Annotated in this window: 23 protein-coding genes; 11 read left to right on the forward strand and 12 right to left on the reverse strand. The window is 71.3% G+C overall.

What is annotated here, in order from left to right:
- Positions 1–24: 24 nt before the first annotated feature.
- Complete coding sequence (locus ACIA8X_RS07985; protein ID WP_399457989.1) at positions 25–1,092, forward strand: sugar ABC transporter substrate-binding protein; 1,068 nt, start codon at positions 25–27, stop codon at positions 1,090–1,092.
- Position 1,093: 1 nt separating this feature from the next.
- Complete coding sequence (locus ACIA8X_RS07990; RefSeq protein ID WP_399457990.1) at positions 1,094–2,569, forward strand: sugar ABC transporter ATP-binding protein; 1,476 nt, start codon at positions 1,094–1,096, stop codon at positions 2,567–2,569.
- Between the two features lie 70 nt (positions 2,570–2,639).
- Here the strand turns inward: ACIA8X_RS07990 and ACIA8X_RS07995 are convergent, their stop codons facing one another.
- The 7 genes from ACIA8X_RS07995 to ACIA8X_RS08025 form a co-directional block, all read right to left on the reverse strand.
- Positions 2,640–3,386, reverse strand: a complete 747-nt coding sequence (locus tag ACIA8X_RS07995) for an IclR family transcriptional regulator (RefSeq protein WP_393444430.1) — start codon at positions 3,384–3,386, stop codon at positions 2,640–2,642.
- A gap of 75 nt (positions 3,387–3,461) precedes the next feature.
- Positions 3,462–5,090, reverse strand: a complete 1,629-nt coding sequence (locus ACIA8X_RS08000; RefSeq protein WP_399457991.1) for a thiamine pyrophosphate-binding protein — start codon at positions 5,088–5,090, stop codon at positions 3,462–3,464.
- Positions 5,091–5,419: 329 nt separating this feature from the next.
- Complete coding sequence (locus ACIA8X_RS08005; RefSeq protein ID WP_393444435.1) at positions 5,420–7,597, reverse strand: 3-hydroxyacyl-CoA dehydrogenase NAD-binding domain-containing protein; 2,178 nt, start codon at positions 7,595–7,597, stop codon at positions 5,420–5,422.
- A gap of 34 nt (positions 7,598–7,631) precedes the next feature.
- On the reverse strand, positions 7,632–8,846 hold the full coding sequence (locus tag ACIA8X_RS08010; RefSeq protein WP_399457992.1) for an acetyl-CoA C-acetyltransferase: 1,215 nt from the start codon (positions 8,844–8,846) through the stop codon (positions 7,632–7,634).
- Positions 8,847–8,867: 21 nt separating this feature from the next.
- Complete coding sequence (locus ACIA8X_RS08015) at positions 8,868–10,010, reverse strand: acyl-CoA dehydrogenase family protein (RefSeq protein ID WP_399457993.1); 1,143 nt, start codon at positions 10,008–10,010, stop codon at positions 8,868–8,870.
- Complete coding sequence (locus ACIA8X_RS08020; RefSeq protein ID WP_399457994.1) at positions 10,007–11,239, reverse strand: CaiB/BaiF CoA transferase family protein; 1,233 nt, start codon at positions 11,237–11,239, stop codon at positions 10,007–10,009. The genes ACIA8X_RS08015 and ACIA8X_RS08020 overlap by 4 nt, the downstream gene beginning before the upstream one ends.
- 109 nt (positions 11,240–11,348) lie before the next feature.
- A complete protein-coding gene (locus ACIA8X_RS08025; RefSeq protein ID WP_399457995.1) occupies positions 11,349–11,729 on the reverse strand; it encodes an MmcQ/YjbR family DNA-binding protein in 381 nt (126 codons plus the stop codon).
- A gap of 92 nt (positions 11,730–11,821) precedes the next feature.
- Between ACIA8X_RS08025 and ACIA8X_RS08030 the strand changes: the two genes are divergently transcribed.
- Entirely contained in the window at positions 11,822–13,003 is a 1,182-nt protein-coding gene (locus tag ACIA8X_RS08030; protein WP_399457996.1) for a saccharopine dehydrogenase family protein, read from the forward strand.
- Positions 13,004–13,063: 60 nt separating this feature from the next.
- Here the strand turns inward: ACIA8X_RS08030 and mmpA are convergent, their stop codons facing one another.
- Together mmpA and ACIA8X_RS08040 are read right to left on the reverse strand one after the other, a co-directional pair.
- Positions 13,064–13,210 (reverse strand): morphogenic membrane protein MmpA, encoded by a 147-nt coding sequence (gene mmpA / locus ACIA8X_RS08035; RefSeq protein WP_393444448.1) that lies wholly within the window; start codon positions 13,208–13,210, stop codon positions 13,064–13,066.
- A 91-nt stretch (positions 13,211–13,301) separates the two neighbouring features.
- Positions 13,302–13,991 carry an endonuclease V gene (locus ACIA8X_RS08040; RefSeq protein ID WP_393444450.1) on the reverse strand — a complete coding sequence of 230 codons (690 nt, stop codon included), beginning with the start codon at positions 13,989–13,991 and terminating at the stop codon, positions 13,302–13,304.
- 62 nt (positions 13,992–14,053) lie between these two features.
- On the opposite strand from ACIA8X_RS08040, the gene ACIA8X_RS08045 reads away from it, so the two are divergent.
- Positions 14,054–14,350 carry a YciI family protein gene (locus tag ACIA8X_RS08045; RefSeq protein WP_393444452.1) on the forward strand — a complete coding sequence of 99 codons (297 nt, stop codon included), beginning with the start codon at positions 14,054–14,056 and terminating at the stop codon, positions 14,348–14,350.
- A gap of 3 nt (positions 14,351–14,353) precedes the next feature.
- On the opposite strand, the gene ACIA8X_RS08050 is transcribed toward ACIA8X_RS08045, so the two are convergent.
- A complete protein-coding gene (locus tag ACIA8X_RS08050; RefSeq protein WP_393444454.1) occupies positions 14,354–14,680 on the reverse strand; it encodes a plasmid stabilization protein in 327 nt (108 codons plus the stop codon).
- A gap of 48 nt (positions 14,681–14,728) precedes the next feature.
- Positions 14,729–15,796, reverse strand: coding sequence for a WD40/YVTN/BNR-like repeat-containing protein (locus ACIA8X_RS08055; protein WP_393444456.1), 1,068 nt, complete (start codon positions 15,794–15,796; stop codon positions 14,729–14,731).
- A gap of 327 nt (positions 15,797–16,123) precedes the next feature.
- Between ACIA8X_RS08055 and ACIA8X_RS08060 the strand changes: the two genes are divergently transcribed.
- The 5 genes from ACIA8X_RS08060 (at position 16,124) to ACIA8X_RS08080 (ending at position 22,798) form a co-directional block, all read left to right on the forward strand.
- Positions 16,124–16,540: an SsgA family sporulation/cell division regulator gene (locus ACIA8X_RS08060; RefSeq protein WP_393444458.1), complete on the forward strand. Its 417-nt coding sequence runs from the start codon at positions 16,124–16,126 to the stop codon at positions 16,538–16,540.
- A 284-nt stretch (positions 16,541–16,824) separates the two neighbouring features.
- Complete coding sequence (locus ACIA8X_RS08065) at positions 16,825–18,450, forward strand: ABC-F family ATP-binding cassette domain-containing protein (protein ID WP_399457997.1); 1,626 nt, start codon at positions 16,825–16,827, stop codon at positions 18,448–18,450.
- Positions 18,451–18,460: 10 nt separating this feature from the next.
- Positions 18,461–20,725, forward strand: a complete 2,265-nt coding sequence (locus ACIA8X_RS08070; protein ID WP_399457998.1) for an ATP-binding cassette domain-containing protein — start codon at positions 18,461–18,463, stop codon at positions 20,723–20,725.
- A 102-nt stretch (positions 20,726–20,827) separates the two neighbouring features.
- On the forward strand, positions 20,828–21,604 hold the full coding sequence (gene ddaH / locus ACIA8X_RS08075) for a dimethylargininase (protein WP_393444465.1): 777 nt from the start codon (positions 20,828–20,830) through the stop codon (positions 21,602–21,604).
- Positions 21,605–21,823: 219 nt separating this feature from the next.
- The gene (locus ACIA8X_RS08080; RefSeq protein WP_393444467.1) at positions 21,824–22,798 is read left to right on the forward strand and encodes an acyl-ACP desaturase; all 975 of its coding nucleotides are present in this window, start codon (positions 21,824–21,826) and stop codon (positions 22,796–22,798) included.
- An 88-nt stretch (positions 22,799–22,886) separates the two neighbouring features.
- Here the strand turns inward: ACIA8X_RS08080 and ACIA8X_RS08085 are convergent, their stop codons facing one another.
- Positions 22,887–23,141 carry a WhiB family transcriptional regulator gene (locus ACIA8X_RS08085; protein ID WP_177001316.1) on the reverse strand — a complete coding sequence of 85 codons (255 nt, stop codon included), beginning with the start codon at positions 23,139–23,141 and terminating at the stop codon, positions 22,887–22,889.
- Between the two features lie 272 nt (positions 23,142–23,413).
- Between ACIA8X_RS08085 and ACIA8X_RS08090 the strand changes: the two genes are divergently transcribed.
- Positions 23,414–24,220: a VOC family protein gene (locus tag ACIA8X_RS08090; RefSeq protein WP_393445467.1), complete on the forward strand. Its 807-nt coding sequence runs from the start codon at positions 23,414–23,416 to the stop codon at positions 24,218–24,220.
- A gap of 124 nt (positions 24,221–24,344) precedes the next feature.
- A complete protein-coding gene (abc-f, locus tag ACIA8X_RS08095; RefSeq protein ID WP_399457999.1) occupies positions 24,345–26,018 on the forward strand; it encodes a ribosomal protection-like ABC-F family protein in 1,674 nt (557 codons plus the stop codon).
- Positions 26,019–26,035 lie beyond the last annotated feature (17 nt).

Genomic DNA, 26,035 nt, shown 5'->3' on the forward strand with positions numbered 1-26,035 from the left:
TGAGCCGCCCCCTTGGAGGACCTGATGCACTCCCGATCCCGTACGGTGGCCGCCTCCCTCGGCGTCCTGGTCCTGCTGGGTGCCGCCGGATGCGGCGAGAGCGACGGCGCCGGTGGCGAGGGGGGCAAGCTGGAGATGGGCATCGCGGTGGCCAACATCTCGCTCAACTTCGCCCACGAGATGGTGCTCGGCGCCGAGAGCGCCGCGTCGCACGCCAAGGACGTCGACTTCCAGGCGGTCGGCCCGCCCAACACCGACGGGCCGGCCGAGGTGCAGCTCTTCCAGAACCTCACCACCACCGCCAAGGACGGCATCGTCCTGGAGAACCTCGACCCGCCGATCTTCACCCGCCCCGCCGCCCGTGCCGTGGACAAGGGCATCCCGATCGTCGCCCTGGACACCTCCCCCACCGACGGCAGCAAGGTGAACTTCTATGTAGGCAACGACAATTACGCGCTCGGCGAGCTGATGGCGAAGGAGGCGCTGGAGCGGCTGGGCGACGACCCGAAGGGCGAGGTCGCCATCGGCGTGCCCAACCCGGGGACGCCTGTGCTGGACAACCGGGCGCAGGGCATCGCCGACACCTTCAAGAAGGAGGCGCCGAACGTGCAGATCATCGGCCCCTTCCAGACGTACAGCGACCCCGGCCAGAACTACAGCTCCTGGTCCTCGCAGGTCAACGCGCACCCGAACGCGCTCGCCTTCCTCGGCGTCGGCGACGCCGACAGCTACAACCTCGCCAAGATCAAGAAACAGAAGAACGGCAAGTGGCTGACCGCAGGCTTCGACGTCGACCCGAAGACCCTCGACGCGGTCGAGGACGGCTCCAACTTCGTCGCCATCGACCCGCAGCACTTCCTCAAGGGCTACCTCTCGACGGCGATCCTGGTCGAGTCGGTGCGCGGACACGACGGCAAGCTGCCCGACGGCTGGTTCCTGTCCCCCGGCGGCGTGGTCGACTCCTCCAACATCGACGAGATCATCACCCGGCAGAAGTCGGCGGAGGCGGCGTACGACTGGTACAAGCCGACGATCGACAAGCTGCTCGGCGGCCAGGAGGGGAACATGCGCCCCTTGAAGGACGCGCGCTGAGATGACGTACGGCGACATCCTGGTGGCGCAGGGCCTGGTCAAGTCGTACGGCGGTGTTCGCGCCCTGGACGGGGCGGGGATACGGCTGCGGGGCGGCGAGGTGCACGCGCTGGTCGGCGAGAACGGTGCGGGCAAGTCGACGCTGGTGCGGATCCTGTCGGGCCAGCTGGCGGCGGACGAGGGGGCGGTGCGGTCGGCCGCGGACACCCGGATCGCCACCGTCTCCCAGGAGTTGAGCCTGTTCCCCGACCTCACCGTCCGGGAGAACCTCTTCCCGTACCGTCCCCCGCGCCGCCTCGGCCTGCTCGACCGGGGCGCGATGGACCGGGCGGCCCGGCCGGTCCTGGACGAGCTGGGGCTGGACGTGGACCTCGGCACGGAAGTCGGTGAACTCCCGCTCGCCGACCAGCAGTTGACGGAGATCGCGCGCGCTCTTCTGCGCGAGCCGAAGCTCCTGATCCTGGACGAGCCGACGTCCGCCCTCCCGGCGGCCGCCGTCGATCGCCTCGAACGGGTCCTGCGCACCCTCACGGGACGCGGTATCGCCGTCCTCTACGTCACCCACTTCCTGGAGGAGGTGATGCGCTTCGCGCAGCGGGTGACGGTGCTGCGCGACGGCCGGGTCGCGCTGCCGGGGGTGCGCCGGGCAGAGGTCGACGTGCCCGAGCTGGTGACGGCGATGCTGGGCGGTCGCCCGGAGCAGCCGGTGCGCCGGACGCGGACCGTGGTGGATCTGCCGCCGCCGGTGGTGCTGTCCGGGGTGAGCGTGCCCGGGCGGCTGGCGGACGTGACGTTCACGGTGCGGGCCGGCGAGGTGGTGGGGGTCGCCGGGCTGCAAGGCGCCGGGCATCTCGGCGCGTTGGAGGTGGTGTGCGGCCGTACGGCGATCTCGGCGGGGCGCGTGGACGTCGGTGGCCGCGGGCTGCCGCGCTCCCTGCGCGACGCGATCCGCGCGGGCGTCGCCTTCGTGCCGAGCGACCGCAAGCGGTACGGGCTGATGGCCGACCGCACGGTGTGGGAGAACGCGACGGCGGTGAGCTGGCTGGGACTGGGACGGGGCGGCTTCGCACCGTCGCGTGCCGAACTGGTCCGCAGGGCCACCGATCTGACGGAACGTCTGCGTCTGCGCGGCGGCCCGTACGACGTGGTGGCCCGACTGTCCGGCGGCAACCAGCAGAAGGTCGTCTTCGCCAAGTGGCTGGCGACCGAGCCGAGGATCGTCGTGCTGGACGATCCGACGCGGGGCGTCGACGTCGGCGTACGGGGCGAGATGCACCGCATCGTCGGCGAGTTGGCGGCGGGCGGGGCGGCGGTGCTGATCGCGTCCACGGATCTCGCCGAGCTGACGGAGGTGTGCGACCGGGTGCTGGTGTTCGTGCGTGGGCGCATCACCGGGGAGGTGAGCGGGGGGCGGCTGACGGAGCGGGGGTTGGCGGTGGCGGTGCAGCGAGGGGTGTCGAACCCGCCCTCAGGCTGAGACATCGCAGGCTGAAGACATCGCAGGCTGAAGACATCGCGCCAACCCACGGCTCAGGCTGAACCAGCCTTCACGCCGACAGCGTCCGCGTCAGTGCCCGTGCCGCCGCGCACACCCGGGCGCCCAGGCGGTCCACGTCGAGGCGTCGGGTGCCGCCGGTGACGGAGATCGCGGCGATCGGGTGGGACTCGGGGCCCTGTGCGTAGACGGGCGCGGCGACGGCCGAGACGCCGACCTCCGCCTCCTCAAGGTTGACGCCGTAACCGCGGGCCCGGGTCAGGGCGAGGTCGCGGGCGAGCTGGCCGGGCAGGACGAGGGTGCGCGGGGTGAGGCGGGGCAGCGTGCGGTGCGGTGGGCGCGGGTTCTGGGTGAGGGCGAGGAACACCTTGCCGGTGGCGGTGCAGTGGGCGGGCAGACGGCCCCCGGTGTGGGAGACGATCGGGGTGGCGCGGCGGCCGGTGACCTTCTCCAGGAACAGGGTGTCGGTGCCGTCCGGGACGGCCAGGTGCACGTTCTCCTGCGTGGCGTCGTGCAGATCGCCCAGATACGGCAGCGCGGCGTCGCACAGTTCGCGCACGGACGGCGCCGACTGGCCTAGGACGAACAGGCCGAGCCCGATGCGGTAGGCGCCCTCGGGCGTGCGCTCGACCAGGCCGAGCCGGACCAGTTCGCCGATCAGCCGGTGTGCGGTGGGTTTGGGCAGTCCGGTGCGCAGGGCGAGTTCGGCGAGAGTGAGGGCGGTGTCACAGTCACCGCAGGCACGCAGCAGCGCCGCGCCGCGCGCGAGCACCGACTTGGGCAGCGGGCCGTCCGTCATGGACCGATGGTGGGGGGCTGGTGGGTGCGGTGACAAGGTGTGGGCAGCTGTGAGTCGGGTGCGCGGGTGTCCTCGTCATGGGCGCAGCGGTACGTCGACCAGGAGCGGTCCCTTCAACTTGCCTGCTCCGGCGACCAGTTCGCGCAGCTGGGCCGCGCTCTCGGCGCGTACCGCGTCGACGCCGAAGAAGGCCGCGGCCTGCGTGAAGTCCAGTTGCCCCAGGTCGGTTCCGGGGCAGGTGCCCTTCCCTCCCATCGCCTCGTAGGTGTCCTGGAGGGTGCGGTAGGCGCCGTTGCCCATCACCACGAACAGGACCGGGGCGGCCTGCCGGGCAGCGCTCCACAGGCCCTGCAGGCCGAACATCGTGGAACCGTCGCCCAGGACCGCGACCACCGGCCGCCCGGGTTCGGCGAGCGCGCGGCCGACGGCGGCGCCGATGCCCCAGCCGAGGCCGCCGCCGACGGTGTGGGTGTAGCTGCCGGGGCGGTCGAGGCGGACGAAGCGGCGTAACAACAGGCCGACGGTGATGGCCTCTTCGACGACCACGGCATCCGGCGGCAGCCCACGGGCCACGGCGTGGGCGGCGGCCCAGGGGGCCAGCGGGGCCTTGGAGTACGCGGCGCGGGCGGCGGACTCGGCGCGGTCGCGCTCGGCGGAGTGCCGTTCGCCCGCGCGCAGGATGCGGGCCTTGGCGGTGTGGTCGGTGACGCGGTCGCCGAGCAGCGCGGCGAGGCGGTGCAGGGAGGGCGCGAGGGCGCCGACGAGTCCGGCGTCGACGGGGAAGTTGCGGCCGATCTCGTCCGGGTCGGAGTCGAGTTGTACGACGGTGAGGCCGGGCGGCAGCGCGGGGCCGGGGGTGTAGTGGTGCGGGGTGAAGGCGTGCGCGCCGGCGATCAGCACGGTGTCGTGCGCGGCGAGCACGGTGCGGATGGCGTCGTGGCGCGGTGGCAGCATCCCGGCGTACAGGGGGTGCGTGGTCGGGAAGTTCAGGCAGTCGGCCATCGGTTGGTGGTGGACCGTCGCGCCGCAGGCCTCCGCCGTGCGCACGAGCGCGCCGAGGGCGTCCTCGCGGCCCACGCCGTCGCCGGCGACGATCGCGGGGCGGGCGGCGTCGCCCAGCAGGAGGGCGGCGCGTTCCAGACCCGGGGCCGGTCCCGGTGCGGGATCAGGGGTGCGGGCCGGGACCTCGATCTCGGTGTCCTCGCCGAGCAGGTCCATGGGGACGGAGAGGAACACCGGCCCGGCGGGCGGCCGTACGGCCAGCGCGAAGGCGCGACGCAGGGCGAGCGGGAGGTCGCGGGCGTGCTGGACGTCGTACGTCGCCTTCACCGCAGGGGCGGCCAGGGCGCTCAGGTCGCCCGAGAGCATCGGGTCCTGCTGGAGGTGCCGGCGGTCCTGCTGGCCTGCCGTCACCACCAGCGGGGTGCGCGAGCGGCGGGCGTTGAGCAGGCCGATCAGGCCGTTGGCGAGGCCGGCCGCGATGTGCAGGCTCACGAAGGCGGGGCGGCCCGTGCCGCGTGCGTAACCGTCGGCCATGGAGACCACGGCGCCCTCGTGGACGCCGAGGACGTACTCGGGGGCGTCGTCGGCCTCCGACAGTGCGGCCAGGAAGGGCAGTTCGGTGGTGCCGGGGTTGCCGAAGACGCGGTCCACGCCCTCGCCGCGCAGGATGTCCAGCATTGCGAGGGCGGGGCGGGATCCCATGGGGGGCTCCTCGGGGAGACGGGGACCTTGCTACAGCTTTGCCCGTCAGGGTCGGTGACCGTGCCATGGGAGGGCAAGAATGGCGTGTCGGTCAGCGGTACGGGGGTGCGGCGGAGAGGGTTCTTCGCCCCCGCCGCCCCTATCCTTCCCGTCCTTCTGGGGCTCCGCCCCAGACCCCGCTCCTCAAACGCCGGAGGGGCTGATTTCAGCCCGTCCGGCGTTTGAGGACGAGGCCCCTTAAGGGCCGAAACGGGGGTCTGGGGGCGGAGCCCCCAGGGACGGGACGGGTAGGGGCGGCGGGGGCGAAAACCCCTCCCCCGCGCCCGGCGTCACGCGTCCCCGAAGCGCTCCCCCTTCTCCGCCTTCTCCACCAGCAGCGCGGGCGGCGTGAACCGGTCGCCGTACCGCTCGGCCAGCTCACGCGCGCGTGCCACGAAGCCGGGGAGCCCACCCTCGTAGCCATTGATGTACTGGAGGATGCCGCCGGTCCACCCGGGGAAGCCGATCCCGAAGATGGAGCCGATGTTGGCGTCGGCGACGGAGGTCAGGACGCCCTCCTCCAGCAGCTTGACCGTGTCGAGCGCCTCCGAGAACAGCATGCGCTCCTGCATGTCCTCGAACGGGATCTCGTGCCCCGCCTTGGTGAAGTGCTCCCGCAGACCCGGCCACAGCCCGGCCCGCTTGCCGTCCTCGCCGTACTCGTAGAAGCCCGCCCCGCCGCTGCGGCCGGTCCGGCCGAACTCGTCCACCATGCGGTCGATGACGCCCTCGGCAGGGTGCGCCGTCCAGGTGCCGCCCGCCTCTTCCACGGCCCGCTTGGACTCGCCCCGGATCTTGCGCGGCAGGGTGAGCGTCAGCTCGTCCATCAGGGACAGGACCTTGGCGGGGTAGCCCGCCTGGGCCGCCGCCTGTTCGACCGACGCGGGCTCGATGCCCTCGCCGACCATCGCCACGCCCTCGTTGATGAAGTGGCCGATGACGCGGGAGGTGAAGAAGCCACGGGAGTCGTTCACGACGATCGGCGTCTTGTTGATCTGCCGGACCAGGTCGAAGGCGCGGGCCAGCGCCTCCTCCCCCGTCCGCTCGCCCTTGATGATCTCGACCAGCGGCATCTTGTCGACGGGCGAGAAGAAGTGCAGCCCGATGAAGTCGGCCTGGCGGTCGACGCCTTCGGCGAGGGCGGTGATCGGGAGCGTCGAGGTGTTGGAGCACAGGAGTGCGTCCGGCTCGACGATGTCCTGGATCTCCTGGAACACCTTGTGCTTGAGCTCGGGGTTCTCGAAGACGGCCTCGATGACCGCGTCGCAGCCGGCCACGTCCTGCGGGTCGGCCGTCGGCGTGATGCGGGCCAGCAGCGCGTCGGCCTTCTCCTGCGTCGTACGGCCCCGGGAGACCGCCTTGGCGCACAGCTTCTCGGAGTAGCCCTTGCCCTTCACGGCGGCTTCCAGGGCCACGTCCTTCAGGACCACCTCGATGCCGGCACGGGCGCACGAGTAGGCGATGCCCGCGCCCATCATCCCGGCGCCCAGGACGGCGACCTTGCGGACCTTGCGCGGCTCGATGCCCTTGGGGCGGTTGGCGCCCGAGTTGACGGCCTGGAGGTCGAAGAAGAACGCCTGGATCATGTTCTTGGAGGTCTGGCCGGCCGCCAGCTCCACGAAGTAGCGCGCCTCGATGATCTGCGCGGTCTCGAAGTCGACCTGGGAGCCCTCGACGGCGGCCGCGAGGATGTTGCGCGGGGCCGGGTAGGGGGCGCCGTTCGTCTGCTTGCGCAGGCTGGCCGGGAAGGCGGGCAGGTTCGCCGCGAACTTGGGGTTGGCGGGGGTGCCGCCGGGGATCCGGTAGCCCGGCTTGTCCCAGGGCTGCTGCGACTCGGGGTTGGCCTCGATGAAGGCGCGGGCCTTGGCGAGCAGCTCCTCCTGGGTGGCGGCCACGTCGTCGACCAGGCCGTTCTGCAGGGCGCGCTGCGGGTTGTACTGGGTGCCCTGAAGGAGGACCTTCAGCAGCGCGTCGGCGATGCCGAGCAGGCGGACGGTGCGGACGACACCGCCGCCGCCGGGCAGCAGGCCGAGGGTGACCTCGGGGCAGCCGATCTTCGAGCCGGGCGCGTCGAGGGCGATACGGTGGTGGCAGGCGAGCGCGATCTCGTAACCGCCGCCGAGGGCCGCGCCGTTCAGCGCGGCGACGACCGGCTTGCCCAGGGTCTCGATGCGGCGCAGGTTGCGCTTGATGGCCATGCCGCCGTCGAACAGGTCCTGCGCGGTCTCGGGGGTGACCCGGATCAGGTCACGCAGGTCTCCGCCCGCGAAGAAGGTCTTCTTGGCGGAGGTGATGATGACACCGCGGATGGTGTCCTTCTCCGCCTCCAGGCGGTCGACGACCACGGCGAGGGAGTCGCGGAACGCCTGGTTCATGGTGTTCGCGGACTGGTTGGGGTCGTCCAGGACGAGGGTGACGACGCCCGAACGGTCCTGCTCCCAGCGGATGGTGGTGGACTCAGTGCTCATGTGGAGATGCTCCGTGTGATCCGTCGGGAGGGGGTCAGATGCGCTCGACGATGGTGGCGATGCCCATGCCGCCGCCCACGCACAGCGTGGCGAGGCCGTACCGCTTGTCCTGGCGCTCCAGTTCGTCCACGAGCGAGCCGAGGATCATCGCGCCGGTCGCGCCGAGGGGGTGGCCGAGGGCGATCGCACCGCCGTTGACGTTGACCTTGTCCAGGGAAAGGCCCATGTCCCGTACGAAGCGCAGGACGACCGCGGCGAACGCCTCGTTGATCTCGACGAGGTCGATGTCGTCGATGGTCAGCCCGGCCTTCGCGAGCGCCTTGCGGGTCGCGGGCGCGGGGCCGGTCAGCATGATCGTGGGCTCGGAGCCGGAGACGGCCGCGGAGATGATCCGCGCGCGCGGGGTGAGTCCGTGGCGCTCGCCGACCTCCTTGTTGCCGATCGCGACGAGCGAGGCGCCGTCGACGATGCCGGAGGAGTTGCCCGCGTGGTGGACGTGGTCGATCTTCTCGACCCAGTGGTACTTCTGCAGGGCGACGGCGTCGAAGCCGCCCAGGTCGCCGATGTCCGCGAAGGACGCCTTCAGCTTGGCGAGGGAGTCGGCGGTGGTGCCGGGGCGCATGTGCTCGTCGTGGTCGAGGACGACGAGCCCGGAGCGGTCCTTGACCGGGACGACAGAGCGGTCGAAGCGGCCCTCCTTCCAGGCCGTCGCCGCCCGCTCCTGCGAGAGCGCCGCGTACTCGTCGACGTCTCGGCGCGAGAAGCCCTCGATGGTGGCGATCAGGTCGGCTCCGATGCCCTGCGGCACGAAGTTGACGGAGAGGTTGGTCATCGGGTCGTTGAACCAGGCGCCGCCGTCGGAGGCCATGGGGACGCGGGACATGGACTCGACGCCGCCCGCGAGGACCAGGTCCTCGAAGCCCGAACGGACCTTGGCTGCGGCCATGTTCACGGCCTCCAGACCCGACGCACAGAAGCGGTTCTCCTGCACGCCCGCGACCGTGTCCGGCAGCCCCGCGGCGATGGCGGCGATGCGCGCGATGTCGGAGCCCTGGTCGCCGACCGGGCCGACGACGCCGAGGACGATGTCGTCGATGGCGGCCGGGTCGAGGCTCGGGAAGCGGTCGCGGAGCTCGTGGATGAGGCCGACGACCAGGTCGATGGGCTTGGTGCCGTGCAGGGCGCCGTTCGCCTTGCCGCGGCCACGCGGGGTGCGGATCGCGTCGTACACGTACGCTTCGGTGCTCACAAGCAAGCCTTTCAGTGAGGGTTAGCCCAGCAGGGAACGGCCGATGATCTCCTTCATGATCTCGGTCGTCCCGCCGTAGATGGTCTGGATACGGCCGTCGGTGAAGGCACGGGCGACCGGGTAATCACTCATGTAGCCGTAGCCGCCGTGCAGTTGGAGGCAGCGGTCCGCGACCCGCTTCTGGAGCTCGGTCGCCCACCACTTGGCCATCGACGCGTGGACTGCGTCCAGGTCCCCGTTCGAGTGATCCTCTATGCAGCGGTCGAGGAACGTGCGGGTGACGGCGCACTCGGTGGCCATCTCGGCCACCTCGAAGCGGATGTGCTGCTTGGTCGCCAGCGGCCGGCCGAAGGCCTCGCGCTCCTTGACGTACTCGGTGGTGATCTCCAGCAGGTGTTCGGCGGCGGCGATCGCGGAGACGGCGATGCTCAGGCGCTCCTGTGCGAGGTTCGTCATCAGGTGGACGAAGGCGCCGTCGAGGTCGCCGAGGAGGTTTTCCTTGGGCACGCGGACATCGTGGAAGAACAGCTCGGCCGTGTCCTGCGCCTTCTGGCCGATCTTGTCGAGGTTGCGGCCGCGCTCGAAGCCGTCCATGCCGCGCTCGACGACGAGCAGCGACAGTCCGTGGGCGCCGCCGTCGGGGGTGGTCTTCACGACGACGATCACCAGGTCGGCGAGGATGCCGTTGGAGATGAACGTCTTGGAGCCGTTCAGCACCCAGTGGTCGCCGCGGTCCTCGGCGTGGGTGCGGATGCCCTGGAGGTCGGAGCCGGCGCCGGGTTCGGTCATGGCGATGGCCGTGATCAGCGTGCCGTCGCAGAAGCCGGGCAGCCAGCGGCGCTTCTGCTCGTCGGTGGCGAGTCCGGTCAGATAAGGGCCGATGATGTCGTTGTGCAGGCCGAGGGCGAGTCCGGGCGCGCCCGCGCGCGTGAACTCCTCGGCGAGGACGGCGCTGTAGCGGAAGTCGGAGGTACCGCCGCCTCCGTACTCCTCGGGCACGGCGAAGCCGAGCAGGCCCTGCTTGCCGGCCGCGCGCCAGGCAGCGCGGGAGACGATGCCGTCCTTCTCCCACTGCTCGTAGTACGGCAGCACCTCCTTGGCCAGGAAGCTGCGCACGGTCTCGCGGAACGCGTCGTGCTCGGGGGCGAAGATCTGGCGCTTCATGCGAGGTCCTTCGTTGCGGGGCCGTCGGGGTCGGGGCCCTTCGATGCGGGGCCGCCCGGGTCGGCGCCCTTCGACGCGGGGCCGCCCGAGCCCGCGCCCTTCAGAAGGTCGGGGACCTCCCAGTCGTGGGCCACGTCCGCGGTGTGGGCGCCGGGCTGGGCCGGACCGGTGCGTACGGTCGTGGGGGTCGCCGAGAAGCGGGGCGCCGGGGCGGGCTGGGTGATGCCGCCGTGGTCGGTGAAGGTGCCGCGGGCGGCGAGGTGCGGGTGGTGCGGGGCCTCGCGCAGGGACAGCACGGGGGCCACGCAGGCGTCGGTGCCCTCGAACACTGCCGTCCACTCGTCCCGCGTACGGGACTTGAAGCGGGCGGCGACGGCCTCGCGCAGCTCGCCCCAGCGGGTCCAGTCCTTGCGGGCGGAGGCGAACTCCGTGATGCCGAGAAGCTCCAGGAACTCGTCGTAGAACTGCGGCTCCAGGGCGCCGACCGCCATGTACTTCCCGTCGGCCGTCTCATAGGTGCCGTAGTACGGGCAGCCGCCGTCCAGCAGGTTGGCGCCGCGCCGGTCCTGCCAGCCGCCGGCGGCGAGCATGCCGTGGATCATCGCGGCGAGGTGGGAGGTGCCGTCGACGATGGCGGCGTCGACGACCTGGCCGGTGCCGGTCGCGCGCGCGTGGTGGAGCGCGGCGAGGACACCGACGACGAGGTAGAGGGAGCCGCCCGCGTAGTCGCCGACGAGGTTGGCGGGGACGGCCGGCGGCTCGTCGGGGCTGCCGATCATGCCGAGGGTGCCGGTGAGCGCGATGTACGCGATGTCGTGACCGGCACGCTGAGCGAGCGGCCCCTCCTGGCCCCAGCCGGTCATCCGGCCGTAGACCAGCCCGGGGTTGCGGGCGTGGCACGCCTCGGGCCCGACGCCGAGGCGCTCGGCGACACCGGGGCGGTTGCCCTCGATGAGGATGTCGGCGCGAGCGGCGAGGTCGAGAACGCGGGCCGCGCCGTCGGGAGACTTCAGGTCGATGATCACCGACCGCTTGTTGCGGTTGGTGATGTCGTACTCGGTGTTGATCGCGAGCCCGTTGCCGCCGGGCCGGTCCACACGCACGACATCGGCGCCCAGGTCGGCGAGGAGCATGGCCGCGAACGGGCCGGGCCCGATACCGGCCAGCTCGACCACGCGCACGCCGGTGAGCGGGCCGTGCCCGGGCGTCGGCGTCGTTGCCGTTGTCATCCAGCCCCCATTGGCGTGACACAACTGATGTAACACCAGTGATGCTAAGAACGTGCCCCGACGGGCACAAGACCTGAGCGAGCAAGCGCTTAGCCAATTTACCGGCCGGTCAGCGTCCGTCCAGCTCCGCCGTCAGCCGCTTCGGCGCGATCACCCGGTAGCTCTCCTCCACCCAGTCGCACAGCAGCTCCGCCGCCGGGGCGCCCTGCTGCTCCAGCGGGATGCTCACCCAGCCCGACTTGCCCAGCCCGTATCCGGCGGGCTCGGCGCCCGGGCAGGTCAGGGCGTGGGCGTGGGCCGACTCGTCCTTGAGCTTCACGGTGATGCCCAGCGGATAGCTGCCGTCGTCCACGCCGAGGAAGACGAACACCTTCTTGTTGACCTTCGCGACCGTCTCGCCCCAAGGGAACTCCTCGGTGGCACCCGGCAGCCCGAGCGCGAACTCGCGCACTTTCTCCCACTTCTTCAGGGCATTCCTGGGCACGGCCACCGCGCTACCTCCGGGCTCGTCGTCGGGCTCCGCACACCTCACGCTAGCCTCGGCCACCGACAACGGCGCGTGGTGCGGAACCGAGGGGTGTCATGAGCAGGCCGAGCAGGACGGATCGTCCGTACGACATCGTGCTCTTCGGAGCGACGGGCTTCGTCGGAGCACTCACCGCGGAGTACCTCGCCGCGCACGCGCCCGAAGGGCTGCGCTGGGCGATCGCCGGGCGCAGCGGCCGGAAATTGGAGCTGCTGCGCGAGTCGCTGCCCGGCGGCGGTGAGGGGATCGGGGTGCTGGAGGCGGACGTCGCCGATCCGGCCTCCATGCGCCGGCTCGCCGAGCACGCGCGCGTGGTGGCCACGACGGTGGGCCCCTATGTGAAGTACGGCGAGGATCTCGTGGCCGCCTGCGCGGATACCGGTGCCGACTATCTCGACCTGTCCGGTGAGCCGGAGTTCGTGGACCGGACGTACGTCCTGCACGACGCACGCGCGCGTGAGACGGGCGCGCGGCTGGTGCACGCCTGCGGATTCGACTCCGTTCCGCACGACCTGGGCGCGTACTTCACGGTCCAGCAGCTGCCGGAGGGCGTGCCGCTCACGGTGGACGGGTTCGTGACCGCCGACGCCACCTTCTCGGGCGGGACCTTCGCGTCGGCGCTCAACCAGTTCTCGCGCGGGCGGCAGATGCTGGCCGCCGCACGGGACCGGGCCCGGCACGAACCGCGGCTCATGGGCCGCCGGGCGCTGGCGCCGACGGGCGCACCCCGGTTCGCCAAGGAGGTCGGCGCCTGGGCGGTGCCGCTGCCGACGATCGACCCGCAGATCGTCAAGCGCTCCGCGAGGGCCCTCGATCGCTACGGCCCCGACTTCCGCTACCGCCACTACGCCGCCGTACGGCATCTGCCCGTCGCGGTCGGCGGGGTCGCGGCTATGGGCGCGCTCTTCACGGCCGCTCAACTGCCGCCCGCCCGGCACTGGTTGTCCGACCGGCTCAAGCCCGGCGAGGGGCCGGGCCCCGAGAAGCGCGCGAAGAGCTGGTTCTCGGTCCGCTTCGTCGGCGAGGGCGGTGGACGGCGGGTGTTCACCGAGGTCGCGGGCGGTGACCCCGGCTACGGCGAGACGGCGAAGATGTTCGCCGAGTCGGCGCTGTCCCTGGCCTTCGACGAACTGCCTCCTACGGCCGGGCAGGTCACGACGGCGGTCGCGATGGGGGACGCGCTGATCGAGCGGCTGCGCCGAGCGGGGCTCACCTTCCGGGTGGCCGCGACCCGCTGAACCGATCCTGCGGCGCCCCTCTCCGGCTGCCGGCGGGGTGACCGCTCCGCCCGTCCGCTGCTAGAGCGGCCATCCGGCGATGGTGTAGATCATCCCGACGATCCAGCCAAGACCGGCCAGCGTGGCCAGAACGAGCGCGGCCGTCACGGCGCGCTCGATGGGGCGGTCGGAGTCGGTGAGGGGCTTCGGGGAGCGGTGCGTCGTCATGCGGCCCAGCCTGCCGGGCAGCGTGACGCACTCACATCCGTACGGGTACTCAGTCCAGGTACTCAGATCACGCACGCCTCGACGAGCCGCCTCACGGAGCCACCTCCCGCAGCGCGCTCCGGCACAGCGCGTCCGCCCTGCGCGTGGTCTCCGGGAGGCGGTAGGCGGGGCTCAACGCGAGCGTGTGGGCGCAGGCGTTGTCGAGGGTCACCCGGTGACCGACCGAGACGAAGACCGGCTTTACCGCGTCCCGGGTCCGCAGTGCCCGCCCGACCTCCTCGTCGTCCGCAAGCAGCGGGGCGAAGGAGCCGCGCGGCGCGTCCGGGTCGTCGTAGGTGAAGGTGAACGGGTTCTTGGCGACGCCGATCGTGGGCAGGCCGGTGAGGACGCCGAGGTGGCTGGCGAGGCCGAAGCGGCGGGGGTGGGCGAGGCCGTAGCCGTCGCACACGACGAGTCCGGGCGGGCAGGGCAGGGCGTCGAGCGCGGCCAGCACCGTGGGGATCTCCCGGAAGGCGAGCAGGCCGGGGACGTACGGGAAGGAGACCCGGCCGACCGCCGTGGCCTCGGCGACCACGTCCAGGGTCGCCGCGTCGAGGACGACCGCCGCGGCGGCGACGACATCGCGCTCGTCGTCGTAGGCCACGTCCACTCCGGTCACGTGCCCGGTTCCGGGCGGTGGCCCCGGCTCGTCGAGCACCACCCGCTCCCGCAGCTCGTCCTGGACGGCGCGGGCCTCTTCCTCGGTCGCGGGCCAGCCCGCGGGAATGCGTACGGTCGTCATGGTGGGCACGAGCGTACGGGGACCGGGCCGGTCGCCGGCGGCCCAGGGGTAGGCTGGTGATCATGTTCGTGCTGGAGCTGACCTACGCCGCCCCGATCGAGGACGTCGACGCCGTGCTGGAGGCGCATGTGGAGTGGCTCGACGAGCGGTACGAGCAGGGGGTGTTCCTGGCGTCCGGGCGCAAGAACCCCCGTGACGGCGGGGTGATCATCGCCGTCGCGGAGAACCGGGCGCGGATCGAGGAGATCGCGGCGACCGATCCGTTCGTCGGCGCCGGCGTCTGCGCGTACCGGATCACCGAGTTCGCCGCCACGAAGACGGCGCCGGAGCTCGCGCGGTACCGCGAAACGCCTGCCTGACCGTCACTTGCCGCCCAGCGCCTGCTTGAGCTGGGTCTTGTTCATGTCCGAACGCCCGTGGATGTTGCGCCGCTTGGCCTCCTCGTACAGCTGGTCGTACGTGGGGCCCTGGGAGCCCTTGCCCGACCGCTGACCACCGCGCTTGCCGGACGACATGTCCTGGGTGGACGTACGGCTGGCGGTCTTCGACTCACCGGAGCGGGCGCGTTCCTTGTTCACCGTCCGCGCGGCGATCTCCTTGGCCCGATCGGTGCTCTCGCCCCGCTCCTGGGCGCTCTCCTTGATGTGCTCGTACTGGCGTTCCCGCTTGGGACTCGAACCACGTGGCATGTCGGGTCACTCCTCTCGCAGTCGGCGCCCGAGTACCCGCATTCCGGCTCAACTCTCCAGACGAGCGACCCGGCCCTTCTCCCCCGCGGCCCAGCAGCCCAGGTCCGGTGTGCAGTCCACGGTGTCGTACGAGCCGGTGTCGACGGTCCGCCAGGTGCGGCCGGCGTCGGTCGTGAGGTCGGTGCCGGTGGGGCCGACGGCCAGGGCGGCGGTACGGCTGTGCGGGAGCCAGGCGACGCCGGAACGGTAGGCGGTCACCGGCGTCGCGGCGGGCTGCCAGGTGGCGCCCTTGTCACCGGTACGGGCGGCTGCCCGCGGTGACGCCTGGTCGGGGCGGTAGTCGCCGCCGACCGCGAGGCCGTGCGTGCGGTCGCGGAAGGCGAGGGCGAAGACACCGCGGGCCGGGTCGCCGGCCGGGATCGGTGTGTCGGCCACGGTCCACGTCAGCCCTCGGTCGGCGGAATGCAGCACACGCGCGCGTGCCGCTCCCCCGGTGGCCAGCCAGACGTCCTTCGGCCCGGAGCCGACCAGACACTGCCCGCTCGCCGCGAAGCCGGCCTCGCCCTCCAGCGCGGCAGGCATCCCGTCGCTCGGAAGCACCCGCCACGAGCGGCCGCCGTCGCTCGTCGACAGGATGCGGAACTTGCCGTCGACCGGGTCGCTCATCGCCAGTCCGTGCCGTCGGTCGAAGAACGTCATGCAGTCGTAGAAGGCCCGCGCGTCGGTGTTGCGGAAGGACTCGGTCCAGGTCGCGCCGCCGTCGTCCGTGCGGTACACCCGGGACGCCTCGCCCTCTCCGATGGCCAGCACCACGGCGCGCCGCGCGTCGAATGCCTCGATGTCCCGGAACTGCAGCTCGGCGGCGCCGGGCGGTGAGACGTCGCGCCAGCTCGCCCCGCCGTCGGTGGTACGCAGGACGGTGCCCGCGGTTCCGGCCAGCCAGGCGGTGTTCCGGCTGACCGCGGAGAGCCCCCGGAACCGCACCTCGGGCGTGCCGCTGTCCTTGAGCTCCCAGTGCGGCGACCGGCGCTCCGGCTCGTGCGCCTGCGCGGGTACGGCCGTCAGCGCGGCCAGCGCCGCCCCGCACGCCACCCCCGCGGCCAGTGTCCGAAACATGTACCCCGACCGTCGCGTGCTCCCCGAACGCCTCATGGCGGGCGAAGCTAGCCCACCGCCGCGGCGCCGTCCAGATGGCCACGACGGCCACGACGGCCACAGGAGAAGACAGGAGAAACCAGCGAAGGCAGGAGGAGACAGAACGAGACAGACGACCACATGTGACTTTCCGGTCACGGGAGGGCGAACGGCCCACTCCCGTGCATGAAGGTGGTGACGGAGGTCACTCGCCCTTCGTGTGCACGGATTGGCTGATTCCGTCGTCTCTACCAGTGCCCGGTCTCATCCGCCCGGACGTTCGTCCAGCCATCACAAGGGAGCAAGGCGTTGTCCACCGTCATCGAGCAGCCCGTAGAGGCCCGCCTCGTCGCCGCCGCGCCGCGGATGCCGAGCATTCCCGCGACCCTTCACTACGACCGGCGCGACCCCTTCGCCGTCCGCATGACCTTCCCGGCCCCCGCCACCCTGGAGGGCGTGGAGGTGTGCTGGACCTTCAGCCGCGAGCTGCTCCTGGCCGGCCTGGACGAGCCCCAGGGCCACGGCGACGTCCGGGTGCGACCGTACGGCTTCGACCGCACAGTCCTGGAGTTCCACGCCCCCGAGGGCACCGCGGTCGTGCACATCCGCACCGGTGAGGCCCGCCGCTTCCTGCAGTCCACGAGCGAGCTGGTCCCCCTCGGCCTGGAGCACCTCCAGCTCGACCTGGACCGTGACCTGGCGGAGCTGATGCGGGACGCCTGCTGAGGCGTCCCGCCGGGCCGCTTTTAATTACGTTGACACCCTCGTAGCCCCCTCCTACCGTGTAACTCGGTCCTGTTGCCGTCGATTGGAGAAGGACGTTGCTCGTCTGAGGTCCTGAGACACCGCGTCACACACCTGAAGTGTGTGTGCGCTGCGTGCGACCTCGGCGTTCGAGCCGTCCTCCGGAAACAGGGCTTTTCTCATGCCCTCCCGAGGCCTCCCCGTCGGTCGCCGGTGTCTCGAAACGCGTTTGCCCTTGATCGCTTCGAGCATCCGCGGAGGCCCGCATGTCTACTTCCATCACCTGTACGTCCCTCTCCTTCACCTGGCCCGACGGCACCTCCGTCTTCGAGGGCCTCGACGTCGCGTTCGGCCCCGGCCGCACCGGCCTGGTCGGCGTCAACGGGTCAGGAAAATCAACCCTGTTGAAGCTCATCGCCGGTGAGCTCACCCCGGCCGACGGCACCGCGCGTGTCGCGGGCGAGGTCGGCTATCTCCCGCAGAACGTCACCCTCGACACCGGCCTGAAGGTCGACGAGGCCCTCGGCATCGCCGCACAGCGGGCCGCGCTGCACGCCATCGAGGCGGGCGACGTGGCCGAGGAACACTTCGAGACCGTCGGTGACGACTGGGACGTGGAGGAGCGCGCGCTCGCCACCCTCGGCGAACTCGGGCTCGGGCACGTCGAGTTGGACCGCACGATCGGCGAGGTATCCGGCGGCGAGTCGGTGCTGCTGCGGCTGGCCGCGCTGCTGCTGCGCCGCCCGGACGTCCTGCTGCTCGACGAGCCCACCAACAACCTCGACCTGTACGCACGCCGGCGGCTGTACGCGGCCGTCGAGTCCTGGCCGGGGGTGATGGTGGTGGTCAGCCACGACCGTGAACTCCTCGACCTGGTCGACCAGATCGCCGATCTGCGCTCCGGGGAGATCACCTGGTACGGCGGCAACTACTCGGCGTACGAGGAGGCGCTCGCCACCGAGCAGGAGGCGGCCGAGCGCATGGTGCGGGTCGCCGAGGCCGACCTGAAGAAGCAGAAGCGTGAACTGGTCGACGCCCAGGTCAAGTTGGCCCGTCGCAAACGCTACGGACAGAAGATGTGGGACCAGAAGCGCGAGCCGAAGATCGTCATGGGAGCACGCAAGCGCGCGGCACAGGAGTCCGCGGGCAAGCACCGCATCATGCACGAGGAGAAGCTCGCCGAGGCCAAGGACCGGCTCGACGACGCGGTGGACGCCGTACGGGACGACGACGAGATCCGCGTCGACCTGCCATACACGGCCGTACCGCCGGGCCGGGGCGTCCTCACGCTGCGCGACCTGGAGCTGGCGTACGGCGCGCGCGTGGCCGGTGGCTTCGATCTGCACGGTCCGGAGCGGATCGCGCTGATCGGGCGCAACGGCTCGGGCAAGACGACGCTGCTGCGGACGATCGCCGGCGAGCTGGCGCCGGTGGCGGGCGAGGCGACGGCGCATGTCCCGCTCCGGTTCCTGCCGCAGCGGCTGGACGTCCTCGACGACGGGCTGTCGGTCGCCGAGAACGTGGCCCGGTTCGCGCCGGGCGCCACCAACAACCGGATCCGGGCGCGGCTGGCCCGCTTCCTGTTCCGGGGCGCCCGTGCCGACCAGAAGGCGGCGACTCTGTCCGGCGGCGAACGCTTCCGGGCGGCGCTGGCAGCGCTCATGCTGGCGGAGCCAGCGCCCCAGCTGCTGATGCTGGACGAGCCGACGAACAACCTGGACATGGCGAGCGTGCGGCAGCTCACCTCGGCCCTGGAGTCGTACGAGGGGGCGCTGATCGTGGCCAGCCACGACCTGCCGTTCCTGGAGTCGATCGGCATCACGCGCTGGCTGATGATGGAGGACGGAGAACTGAAGGAAATCACGCCAGAAGCTGTCGGGTATCCCGCCTAGCTTCGGGTGCATGCCCGATTTCACGCCTGAGTTCATCACCATCACCGGAGCCCGGGAGAACAACCTCAAGGACGTCACCCTCCGCATCCCGAAAGGCCGGCTGACCGTGTTCACCGGCGTTTCGGGATCGGGGAAGTCGTCGATCGTCTTCGACACGATCGCGGTGGAGTCGCAGCGCCAGCTGAACGAGACCTTCACCTGGTTCGTGCGCAACCGGCTGCCCAAGTACGAGCGCCCGCACGCGGAGGAGCTTCAGGACCTCTCCCCCGCGATCGTCGTCGACCAGCGGCCGATCGGGGGCCACTCCCGGTCCACGGTCGGCACGATGACCGACATCTACTCGGTGATCCGGGTGCTGTTCTCCCGGCACGGCGCCCCGAGCGCCGGACCGGCGACCGCGTACTCGTTCAACGACCCCTCCGGCATGTGCCGCGAGTGCGACGGCCTGGGGCGGACGGTACGGCCGGACTGGGACCGCATCCTCGACCCCGACCGCTCCCTGGCCGACGGGGCGGTCCGCTTCCCCCCGTTCGCCGCGGGCACCTGGCAGGGACAGGCGTACACCAACAGCGCCGACCTCGACCCGCACAAGCCCGTCGGGCGCTTCACCGCCGCCGAGCGGGAGTTCCTGATGCACGGCCGTCCCGGCAGCAAGGTCACCGTCAACGGCACGGGCGGCACCTGGACGACCGAGTACGAGGGCCTCGCGGATCGTTTCGAGCGGCTGTATCTCAAGCGGGACCTGTCGGCGATGAGCCAGAAGACCCGCGACCTGGTCCGGGAGTTCCTGGCACAGGGCACCTGCCCGGACTGCGCCGGAGCCCGCCTCAACGCGGCGGCACTCGCGACCCGCGTCAACGGCCTGACCATCGCCGACTGCACGCACATGCAGGTCACGGACCTGATCGACGTGCTGAAAGACATCGACGACCCCGTCGCCGGACCGATCGCCCGCGCCGCCGCCACTGCCCTCGAACGCATCGACGCCATCGGCCTCGGCTACCTCAGCCTCGACCGCGAGACGTCCACGCTCTCCGGCGGCGAGGGGCAGCGCCTGAAGACGGTCCGCCACCTGGGTTCCAGCCTCACCGGCATGACGTACATCTTCGACGAGCCCAGCGTCGGACTGCACCCGCGCGACGTCGGCCGGCTCGGCGATCTGCTGCTGCGGCTGCGCGACAAGGGCAACACCGTGCTGGTGGTCGAGCACGACCCGGACGTCATCGCGCTCGCCGATCACGTCGTCGACATGGGTCCTGCGGCCGGTGCGGACGGCGGGCGGGTCGTGTTCGAGGGGACGCCGGGCGAGCTGGCCGGGTCGGGCACGGTGACCGGGCGGTGCCTGGGGCGCCATACCGCGATCAAGGAGGACGTGCGGACGGCGGGCGGTGGGCTCTGGGTGAAGGGTGCCGGCCGCCACAATCTGCGCGACGTGACGGTGGAGTTCCCCACCGGGGTGCTCACCGTGGTGACCGGGGTCGCCGGATCCGGGAAGAGCACGCTGGTCGCGGAGTTCACCGCTGCTCACGACGCCGTGGTCGTGGACCAGTCGTCGATCGGGATCTCGGCGCGGTCGACCCCGGCGACGTATCTGGGGATCATGGACACGGTACGGAAGATCTTCGCGCGCGAGACGGGCGCCGAGCCGGGGTTGTTCAGCTTCAACTCCTCCGGCGCGTGCGGCACTTGCGAAGGTCGCGGGATCATCTACACCGACCTCGCCTTCATGGACCCGGTGACGACGACCTGCCACGACTGCGAGGGACGGCGCTTCAAGGACGAGGTGCTGCGGCTGACCCTCGGCGGCAACTCCGTGGCGGACGTGCTGGAGATGACGGCCGGACAGGCGCTGGAGTTCTTCCAGGACGCGGGCGTACGACGACGCCTGCGCGCCCTGCGAGACGTGGGGCTGACGTACCTCACGCTCGGCCAGCCGCTCTCCACCCTCTCCGGCGGTGAACGTCAGCGCATCAAGCTGGCGACGCGGCTGCACCGCACCGGGGCGGTGTACGTCCTCGACGAACCGACGACCGGACTGCACATGTCGGACGTCGACGGGCTGCTCGGACTGCTGGACCGGCTGGTCGACGCGGGCAACACGGTCGTCGTCGTCGAGCACAACCTGGATGTGGTGGCGCACGCCGACTGGATCATCGACCTGGGGCCGGACGGGGGCCGGGACGGGGGTCAGGTGATCTTCGAGGGACCGCCACGGCAGCTCCTCAAAACCTCCGGCTCCTTCACCGCGGAGCATCTCAGGAGGGCCACAGCCTGACACCGAGGGTTTTCTACGGGCGGGTAAGCCCTGCATGATGGCGGACCGGTGCCCCATACATCAGGGGGCACCGAAACCTGCCACCGATCCGGAGATCCCGTCGTGCCCAGCAAGAAGGCCCTCGTCCGCCGCCCGAGCCCGCGCCTCGCCGAAGGGCTGGTGACGCACATCGAGCGGGAGAAGGTCGATGCCGATCTCGCGGTCGAGCAGTGGGAGGCGTACGGGGAGGCACTGCGCAAGCACGGCTGGGAGACCGTCGAGGTGGACCCGGCCGACGACTGCCCCGACTCGGTGTTCGTCGAGGACACGGTCGTCATGTACCGGAACGTCGCGCTGATCGCCCGGTCCGGTGCCGAGTCCCGGCGCGACGAGACCCTCGGCGTCGAGGAGGCCGTGGCCTCGCTCGGCTGCTCGGTGAACTGGATCTGGGAGCCGGGCACGCTGGACGGCGGCGACGTGCTGAAGGTCGGCGACACGATCTACGTCGGCCGCGGCGGCCGCACCAACGCGGCCGGCGTGCAGCAGCTTCGGGCCGCGTTCGAGCCGCTGGGGGCGCGGGTCGTCGCCGTGCCCGTGAGCAAGGTGCTGCACCTGAAGTCGGCGATCACGGCGCTGCCCGACGGAACGATTCTGGGCCGCATCCCGCAGTTGGACGCCCCATCGCTGTTCCCGCGCTTCCTGCCGGTGCCGGAGGAGTCCGGGGCGCATGTGGTGCTGCTCGGCGGCGACAAGCTGCTCATGGCGGCGAGCGCGCCGAAGACGGCGGAGCTGCTCGCCGACCTCGGCCACGAGCCCGTCCTGGTCGACATCAGCGAGTTCGAGAAGCTCGAAGGGTGTGTGACATGTCTCTCGGTGCGGATGCGGGAGCTGTATGGCTGACCGGGCTGAACGGATCTCGCTTTCAGCCGCGGGACCTGCGGGTCCTGGGGCGTTTCGCAGGCCCGTGAAATCCCGACGGAACGGCTGCTGATCAGCGGTGTTTACGCCGCTCTTAACCTACGGCTTCGTAACCTACGGTTTCGTAGCCTACGATTCCGTAGGTTCCGGCAACCGCTCGCCGGTCATCTTCCTCAGTGTCGTGCGTCCCCAGGAGTTCCCGTGACGATCGCTTCCCCTCACCTCGGCAGCCCCGCCGTCTGGACCGACGCCAAACTGCTGTACGCGCTGGAGGAAGTGGTCGAGAAGGAACTCAACCGGCATCTGCAGGTCACCAAGGACTGGATGCCGCACGAGTACGTGCCGTGGAGCGACGCCCGTAACTTCCCCGGTTTCTTCGAGGACGGCGAGGCCTGGGACAAGGAGCAGTCCAAGGTCACCGAGATCGGCCGCATCGCGCTCGTGGTGAACCTCCTGACCGAGGACAACCTCCCCAGCTACCACCACGAGATCGCCACTCTCTTCGGCCGTGAGGGCGCCTGGGGCACCTGGGTGCACCGCTGGACCGCAGAGGAGGGCCGCCACGGCATCGTGATGCGCGACTACCTGCTCGCCTCGCGCGCGGTGGACCCGGACAAGCTGGAGCAGTTCCGGATGGCCCACATGAGCGAGGGCTTCGAGTCGGACAACCGCCACTCGATGCTGCACTCGATCGCCTACGTCGCCTTCCAGGAGCTCGCGACCCGCATCTCGCACCGCAACACCGGTCACCAGTCCGGTGACCCGGTCTGCGACCGCATGCTGGCGCGCATCGCGACCGACGAGAACCTCCACATGGTCTTCTACCGGAACCTGCTGAAGGCCGCGTTCGAGCTCGCCCCCGACCTGACCATGCAGGCGGTGCGTGACGTCGTGGTCGACTTCCGCATGCCCGGCCACGGCATGCCCGGCTTCGAGCGCGCCGCCGCGCAGATGGCCATCGGCGAGGTCTACAACATGCGCATCCACCACGACGACGTCCTGCAGCCCGTCCTGCGCTTCCTGAAGGTCATGGAGATCGACGGCCTCGGCCCGGAGGGGCAGAAGGCACAGGAGGAGCTGGGGCTGTACATGGGCGGGCTGGACGCGGAGGCCGCGAAGTTCGACGAGAAGCTCGCCGCCCGCAAGGCCCGGATGGCGGCTCGCGCGGCGGGCTGATCGACCCGGTTCGTGCCGAGGGCTCGGGCGGGGAGGCCGACGGGCAGGTCGGTGGCCCCGCCCTGACGCGAGCGGCGAGTCCGGACGTTCAGCGGGACGTGCGCCGGAGCTCCAGGCGTTCCTTCTCCGAGAGGCCGCCCCAGACTCCGAAGCGTTCGTCGTTGTCCAGTGCGTACTCCAGGCAGGTGGAACGGATCGGGCACAGGCCGCAGATCCGCTTCGCCTCCCGTACGGAGCTGCCCGGCTCGGGGAAGAAGAAGTCCGCCCCGGTCTGTGCGCACAACGCCTCCTGCTGCCAGTCCAGGTCGGGCGAGGTGATCGTTGTGATCGTGTCGATGTGCATGCGCAGGATCGTGCCGGTCGGCGAAAAACGTTCGATCAACGCGGGATCAACGCCGCGCCGCAGGGCCTCCGCCCGACCCGATGGTCTCCTTCCACGCGCCGCGGCGCACGGCGGCGCGCGCGGAACCGGGTGAGAACAAGGAGATCCAGGCCGGTCACCGAGGGTGACCGCGGCCGTCGCCCCCACCGGCGGCACGGTTCCGGCGGCGATTGTCAGTGGGCGGTGCGAGACTCGGCAGAGCAGACAACGGGACCCTTCCGAGGAGGGCCATGATGCTCACCACCCGTTACGTCACCGGGGCGCCGAACTGGATCGACCTCGGCACACCGGACATCGAGGGCGCCCGTGCCTTCTACGGCGACCTGTTCGGCTGGCGGTTCCAGCCGGGCGGGCCCGAAACCGGCGGCTACGGCCTCTTCCAGCTCGACGGCAGGACGGTGGCCGGCGGTATGCAGATCACCGAGGGGCAGGGTGCGCCCTCCTGGACGGTGTACTTCCAGACGCCGGACGCGGACGCCACGGTGAAGACGGCCGAGCAGGCGCACGGCTCGGTGTGGATGCAGCCCATGGACGTGCTGGACCTGGGCCGCATGGCCATCCTCGCCGACAAGGCGGACGTGCCCTTCGGCCTGTGGCAGCCCGGCACCAACAAGGGCCTCGACGTCGTCCAGGAGCCCGGTTCACTGTGCTGGCTGGAGCTGTACACGACGGACGTGCCGGCCGCCGCGGGGTTCTACAACGCGACGCTGGGCTTGGAGACCTTCGCCCTCGACTTCTACGGCGGCACGTACACGACGTTCAGCCCCGCCGGCGCCGGGGAGGACGCCATGTTCGGCGGCGTCGTCGACAAGTCCGACGACCCGGCGGAGGCGGAGGGCCCCCCGTACTGGCTGCCGTACTTCGAGGTGACGGACCCGGACGCCACGGTCGCCAAGGCGCGGGAACGGGGCGGCACGGCCCGCACGCAGGCCACCGACCTGCCGGACGTCGGCCGCATCGCCAAGCTCACCGACCCATACGGCGCACGTTTCGCGGTGATCAAGAGCGCGGCGTCACCGAGCCGAGAAACGCACGACTAGAGACGAGACGTTCCGTTCTGTTAAAGTGAACGTGTGGCTTTCTACTACTTCCCCTGAGTCCGGGCGCGGCCGACGCCGCCGTCTTCGCCGCCCGTAGACCCTTCACACCCTCAGGGGAAGTCACATGCGCGAACGCGCCCATGCCTCCATGCCCGCTGCCGTGGCGCAGCTGTCCGTCAAGGGCGTCACCAAGTCCTGCGGCACCCGGCTCGTCCTCGACCAGGTCTCCTTCACCGTCCGCCCGGGCGAGAAGGCCGCCGTCATCGGCGAGAACGGCTCCGGCAAGTCCACCCTGCTCCGGCTGCTCGCCGCGATCGAGACGCCGGACGCCGGGGAGCTCACCGTCGGCTTCCCCGGCGGCACCGGTCACCTCGCCCAGACCCTCGACCTCGATCCCGACCGCACCGTGCGGGACGCGGTCGACCTCGCCCTTGCCGACCTGCGCGATATGGAGCGCCGGCTGCGCGCGGCGGAGGAGCGGCTCGGGGAGGCGTCGGAAGGCGAACTCGCCGCGTACGGCGAGCTGTTGATCGCATACGAGGAACGGGGCGGCTACGAGGCGGACGTCCGCGTGGACGCCGCGATGCACGGGCTCGGGCTCGCCGGCATCACCCGCGACCGCGTGCTCGGCTCGCTCTCCGGCGGCGAGCAGTCGAGGCTCGCGCTCGCCTGCGTCCTGGCCGCCGCCCCCGAGCTGCTGCTCCTCGACGAGCCGACGAACCACCTCGACGCGACGGCCGTGCGCTGGCTGGAGGAGCATCTGCGCGCACACCGCGGCACCGTCGTCGCGGTTACGCACGACCGCGGCTTCCTGGAGCGCATCGCCACCACGATCCTCGAAGTCGACCGCGACGCGCGCACCGTGCACCGGTACGGCGACGGCTGGGCCGGCTACCGCGCCGCGAAGGCCGCCGCCCGACGCCGCGCGGAGCAGGAACACGCGGACTGGCTTGAGGAGGTCGCCCGTACCGAGGAGCTGCTGGACGCCGCCGGGAAGCGGCTGGCCACCACCGGCAAGGATCCGCGGCAGGGCTTCGGCAAGCACCGCCGCTCGCACGAGGCGAAGCTCGGCGGGCAGGTACGCGCGGTCCGCGAGCGGCTGGCCCAGCTGCGGCGCCACCCGGTGGCGGCGCCGCCACAGCCCCTGCGGTTCACGTCGGCTCTGCCGGCAGCGGACGGCGGGCATCCCGTAGAGCGCCCGCTCGCCGAACTCGACGGCGTGGCGGTCGGCGAGCGGCTGCGGCTGGACGGGCTGCTGTCCGTCGCGTCCGGGGAGCGGCTGCTGGTCACGGGAGAGAACGGGGCCGGCAAGACGACACTGCTGCGCGTCCTGGCCGGCGACCTGGAGCCGGACGCGGGCGCGGTGCGCCGTCCCGCCCGCATCGGGTACCTGCCACAGGAGCTGCCCGCACGCTCCACCCGGCTCCCGCTGCTCGCCGCCTTCGCTGCCGGGCGGCCCGGGCTGCCGGACGAGTACGCCGAACAGCTGCTGGCGCTGGGTCTGTTCCGTGAGGAGGACCTGCACGTCCCGGTCGCGGCGATGTCCGCGGGCCAGCAGCGGCGGCTGCAGATCGCGAACCTCGTGACCCGGCCCGCCGACCTCCTCGTACTCGACGAGCCGACCAACCACGTCGCGCTCGACCTGGTCGAGGACCTGGAATCGGCGCTCGCGGCATACCCGGGGGCAGTGGTCGCGGTCTCACACGACCGCGGCTTCCGCGAACGGTTCCCGGGACAACGGCTCGCACTGCACGGCGGCCGGACGACCGCGGGGCCCCTGCGCGCGTCCGTGCCCTGAGCCCCGCCTCGGAGGGC

The organism is Streptomyces sp. NPDC051738, assembly GCF_044453205.1.
GTDB lineage: Bacteria > Actinomycetota > Actinomycetes > Streptomycetales > Streptomycetaceae > Streptomyces.

What these genes read in the sequence shown, in the direction of transcription:
- ACIA8X_RS08000 (WP_399457991.1), bottom strand. Translation starts at nt 5,090, where the DNA reads ATGGGATCCCGCCCCGCCCTCGCAATGCTGGACATCCTGCGCGGCGAG.
- ACIA8X_RS08005 (WP_393444435.1), bottom strand. Translation starts at nt 7,597, where the DNA reads ATGAGCACTGAGTCCACCACCATCCGCTGGGAGCAGGACCGTTCGGGC.
- ACIA8X_RS08030 (WP_399457996.1), top strand. Translation starts at nt 11,822, where the DNA reads ATGAGCAGGCCGAGCAGGACGGATCGTCCGTACGACATCGTGCTCTTC.
- ACIA8X_RS08070 (WP_399457998.1), top strand. Translation starts at nt 18,461, where the DNA reads ATGCCCGATTTCACGCCTGAGTTCATCACCATCACCGGAGCCCGGGAG.
- ACIA8X_RS08040 (WP_393444450.1), bottom strand. Translation starts at nt 13,991, where the DNA reads ATGACGACCGTACGCATTCCCGCGGGCTGGCCCGCGACCGAGGAAGAG.
- ACIA8X_RS08050 (WP_393444454.1), bottom strand. Translation starts at nt 14,680, where the DNA reads ATGCCACGTGGTTCGAGTCCCAAGCGGGAACGCCAGTACGAGCACATC.
- ACIA8X_RS08085 (WP_177001316.1), bottom strand. Translation starts at nt 23,141, where the DNA reads ATGCACATCGACACGATCACAACGATCACCTCGCCCGACCTGGACTGG.
- mmpA (WP_393444448.1), bottom strand. Translation starts at nt 13,210, where the DNA reads ATGACGACGCACCGCTCCCCGAAGCCCCTCACCGACTCCGACCGCCCC.
- abc-f (WP_399457999.1), top strand. Translation starts at nt 24,345, where the DNA reads ATGCGCGAACGCGCCCATGCCTCCATGCCCGCTGCCGTGGCGCAGCTG.
- ACIA8X_RS07990 (WP_399457990.1), top strand. Translation starts at nt 1,094, where the DNA reads ATGACGTACGGCGACATCCTGGTGGCGCAGGGCCTGGTCAAGTCGTAC.
- ACIA8X_RS08020 (WP_399457994.1), bottom strand. Translation starts at nt 11,239, where the DNA reads ATGACAACGGCAACGACGCCGACGCCCGGGCACGGCCCGCTCACCGGC.
- ACIA8X_RS08090 (WP_393445467.1), top strand. Translation starts at nt 23,414, where the DNA reads ATGCTCACCACCCGTTACGTCACCGGGGCGCCGAACTGGATCGACCTC.
- ACIA8X_RS07985 (WP_399457989.1), top strand. Translation starts at nt 25, where the DNA reads ATGCACTCCCGATCCCGTACGGTGGCCGCCTCCCTCGGCGTCCTGGTC.
- ACIA8X_RS08015 (WP_399457993.1), bottom strand. Translation starts at nt 10,010, where the DNA reads ATGAAGCGCCAGATCTTCGCCCCCGAGCACGACGCGTTCCGCGAGACC.
- ACIA8X_RS08065 (WP_399457997.1), top strand. Translation starts at nt 16,825, where the DNA reads ATGTCTACTTCCATCACCTGTACGTCCCTCTCCTTCACCTGGCCCGAC.
- ACIA8X_RS08045 (WP_393444452.1), top strand. Translation starts at nt 14,054, where the DNA reads ATGTTCGTGCTGGAGCTGACCTACGCCGCCCCGATCGAGGACGTCGAC.
- ACIA8X_RS07995 (WP_393444430.1), bottom strand. Translation starts at nt 3,386, where the DNA reads ATGACGGACGGCCCGCTGCCCAAGTCGGTGCTCGCGCGCGGCGCGGCG.
- ACIA8X_RS08055 (WP_393444456.1), bottom strand. Translation starts at nt 15,796, where the DNA reads ATGTTTCGGACACTGGCCGCGGGGGTGGCGTGCGGGGCGGCGCTGGCC.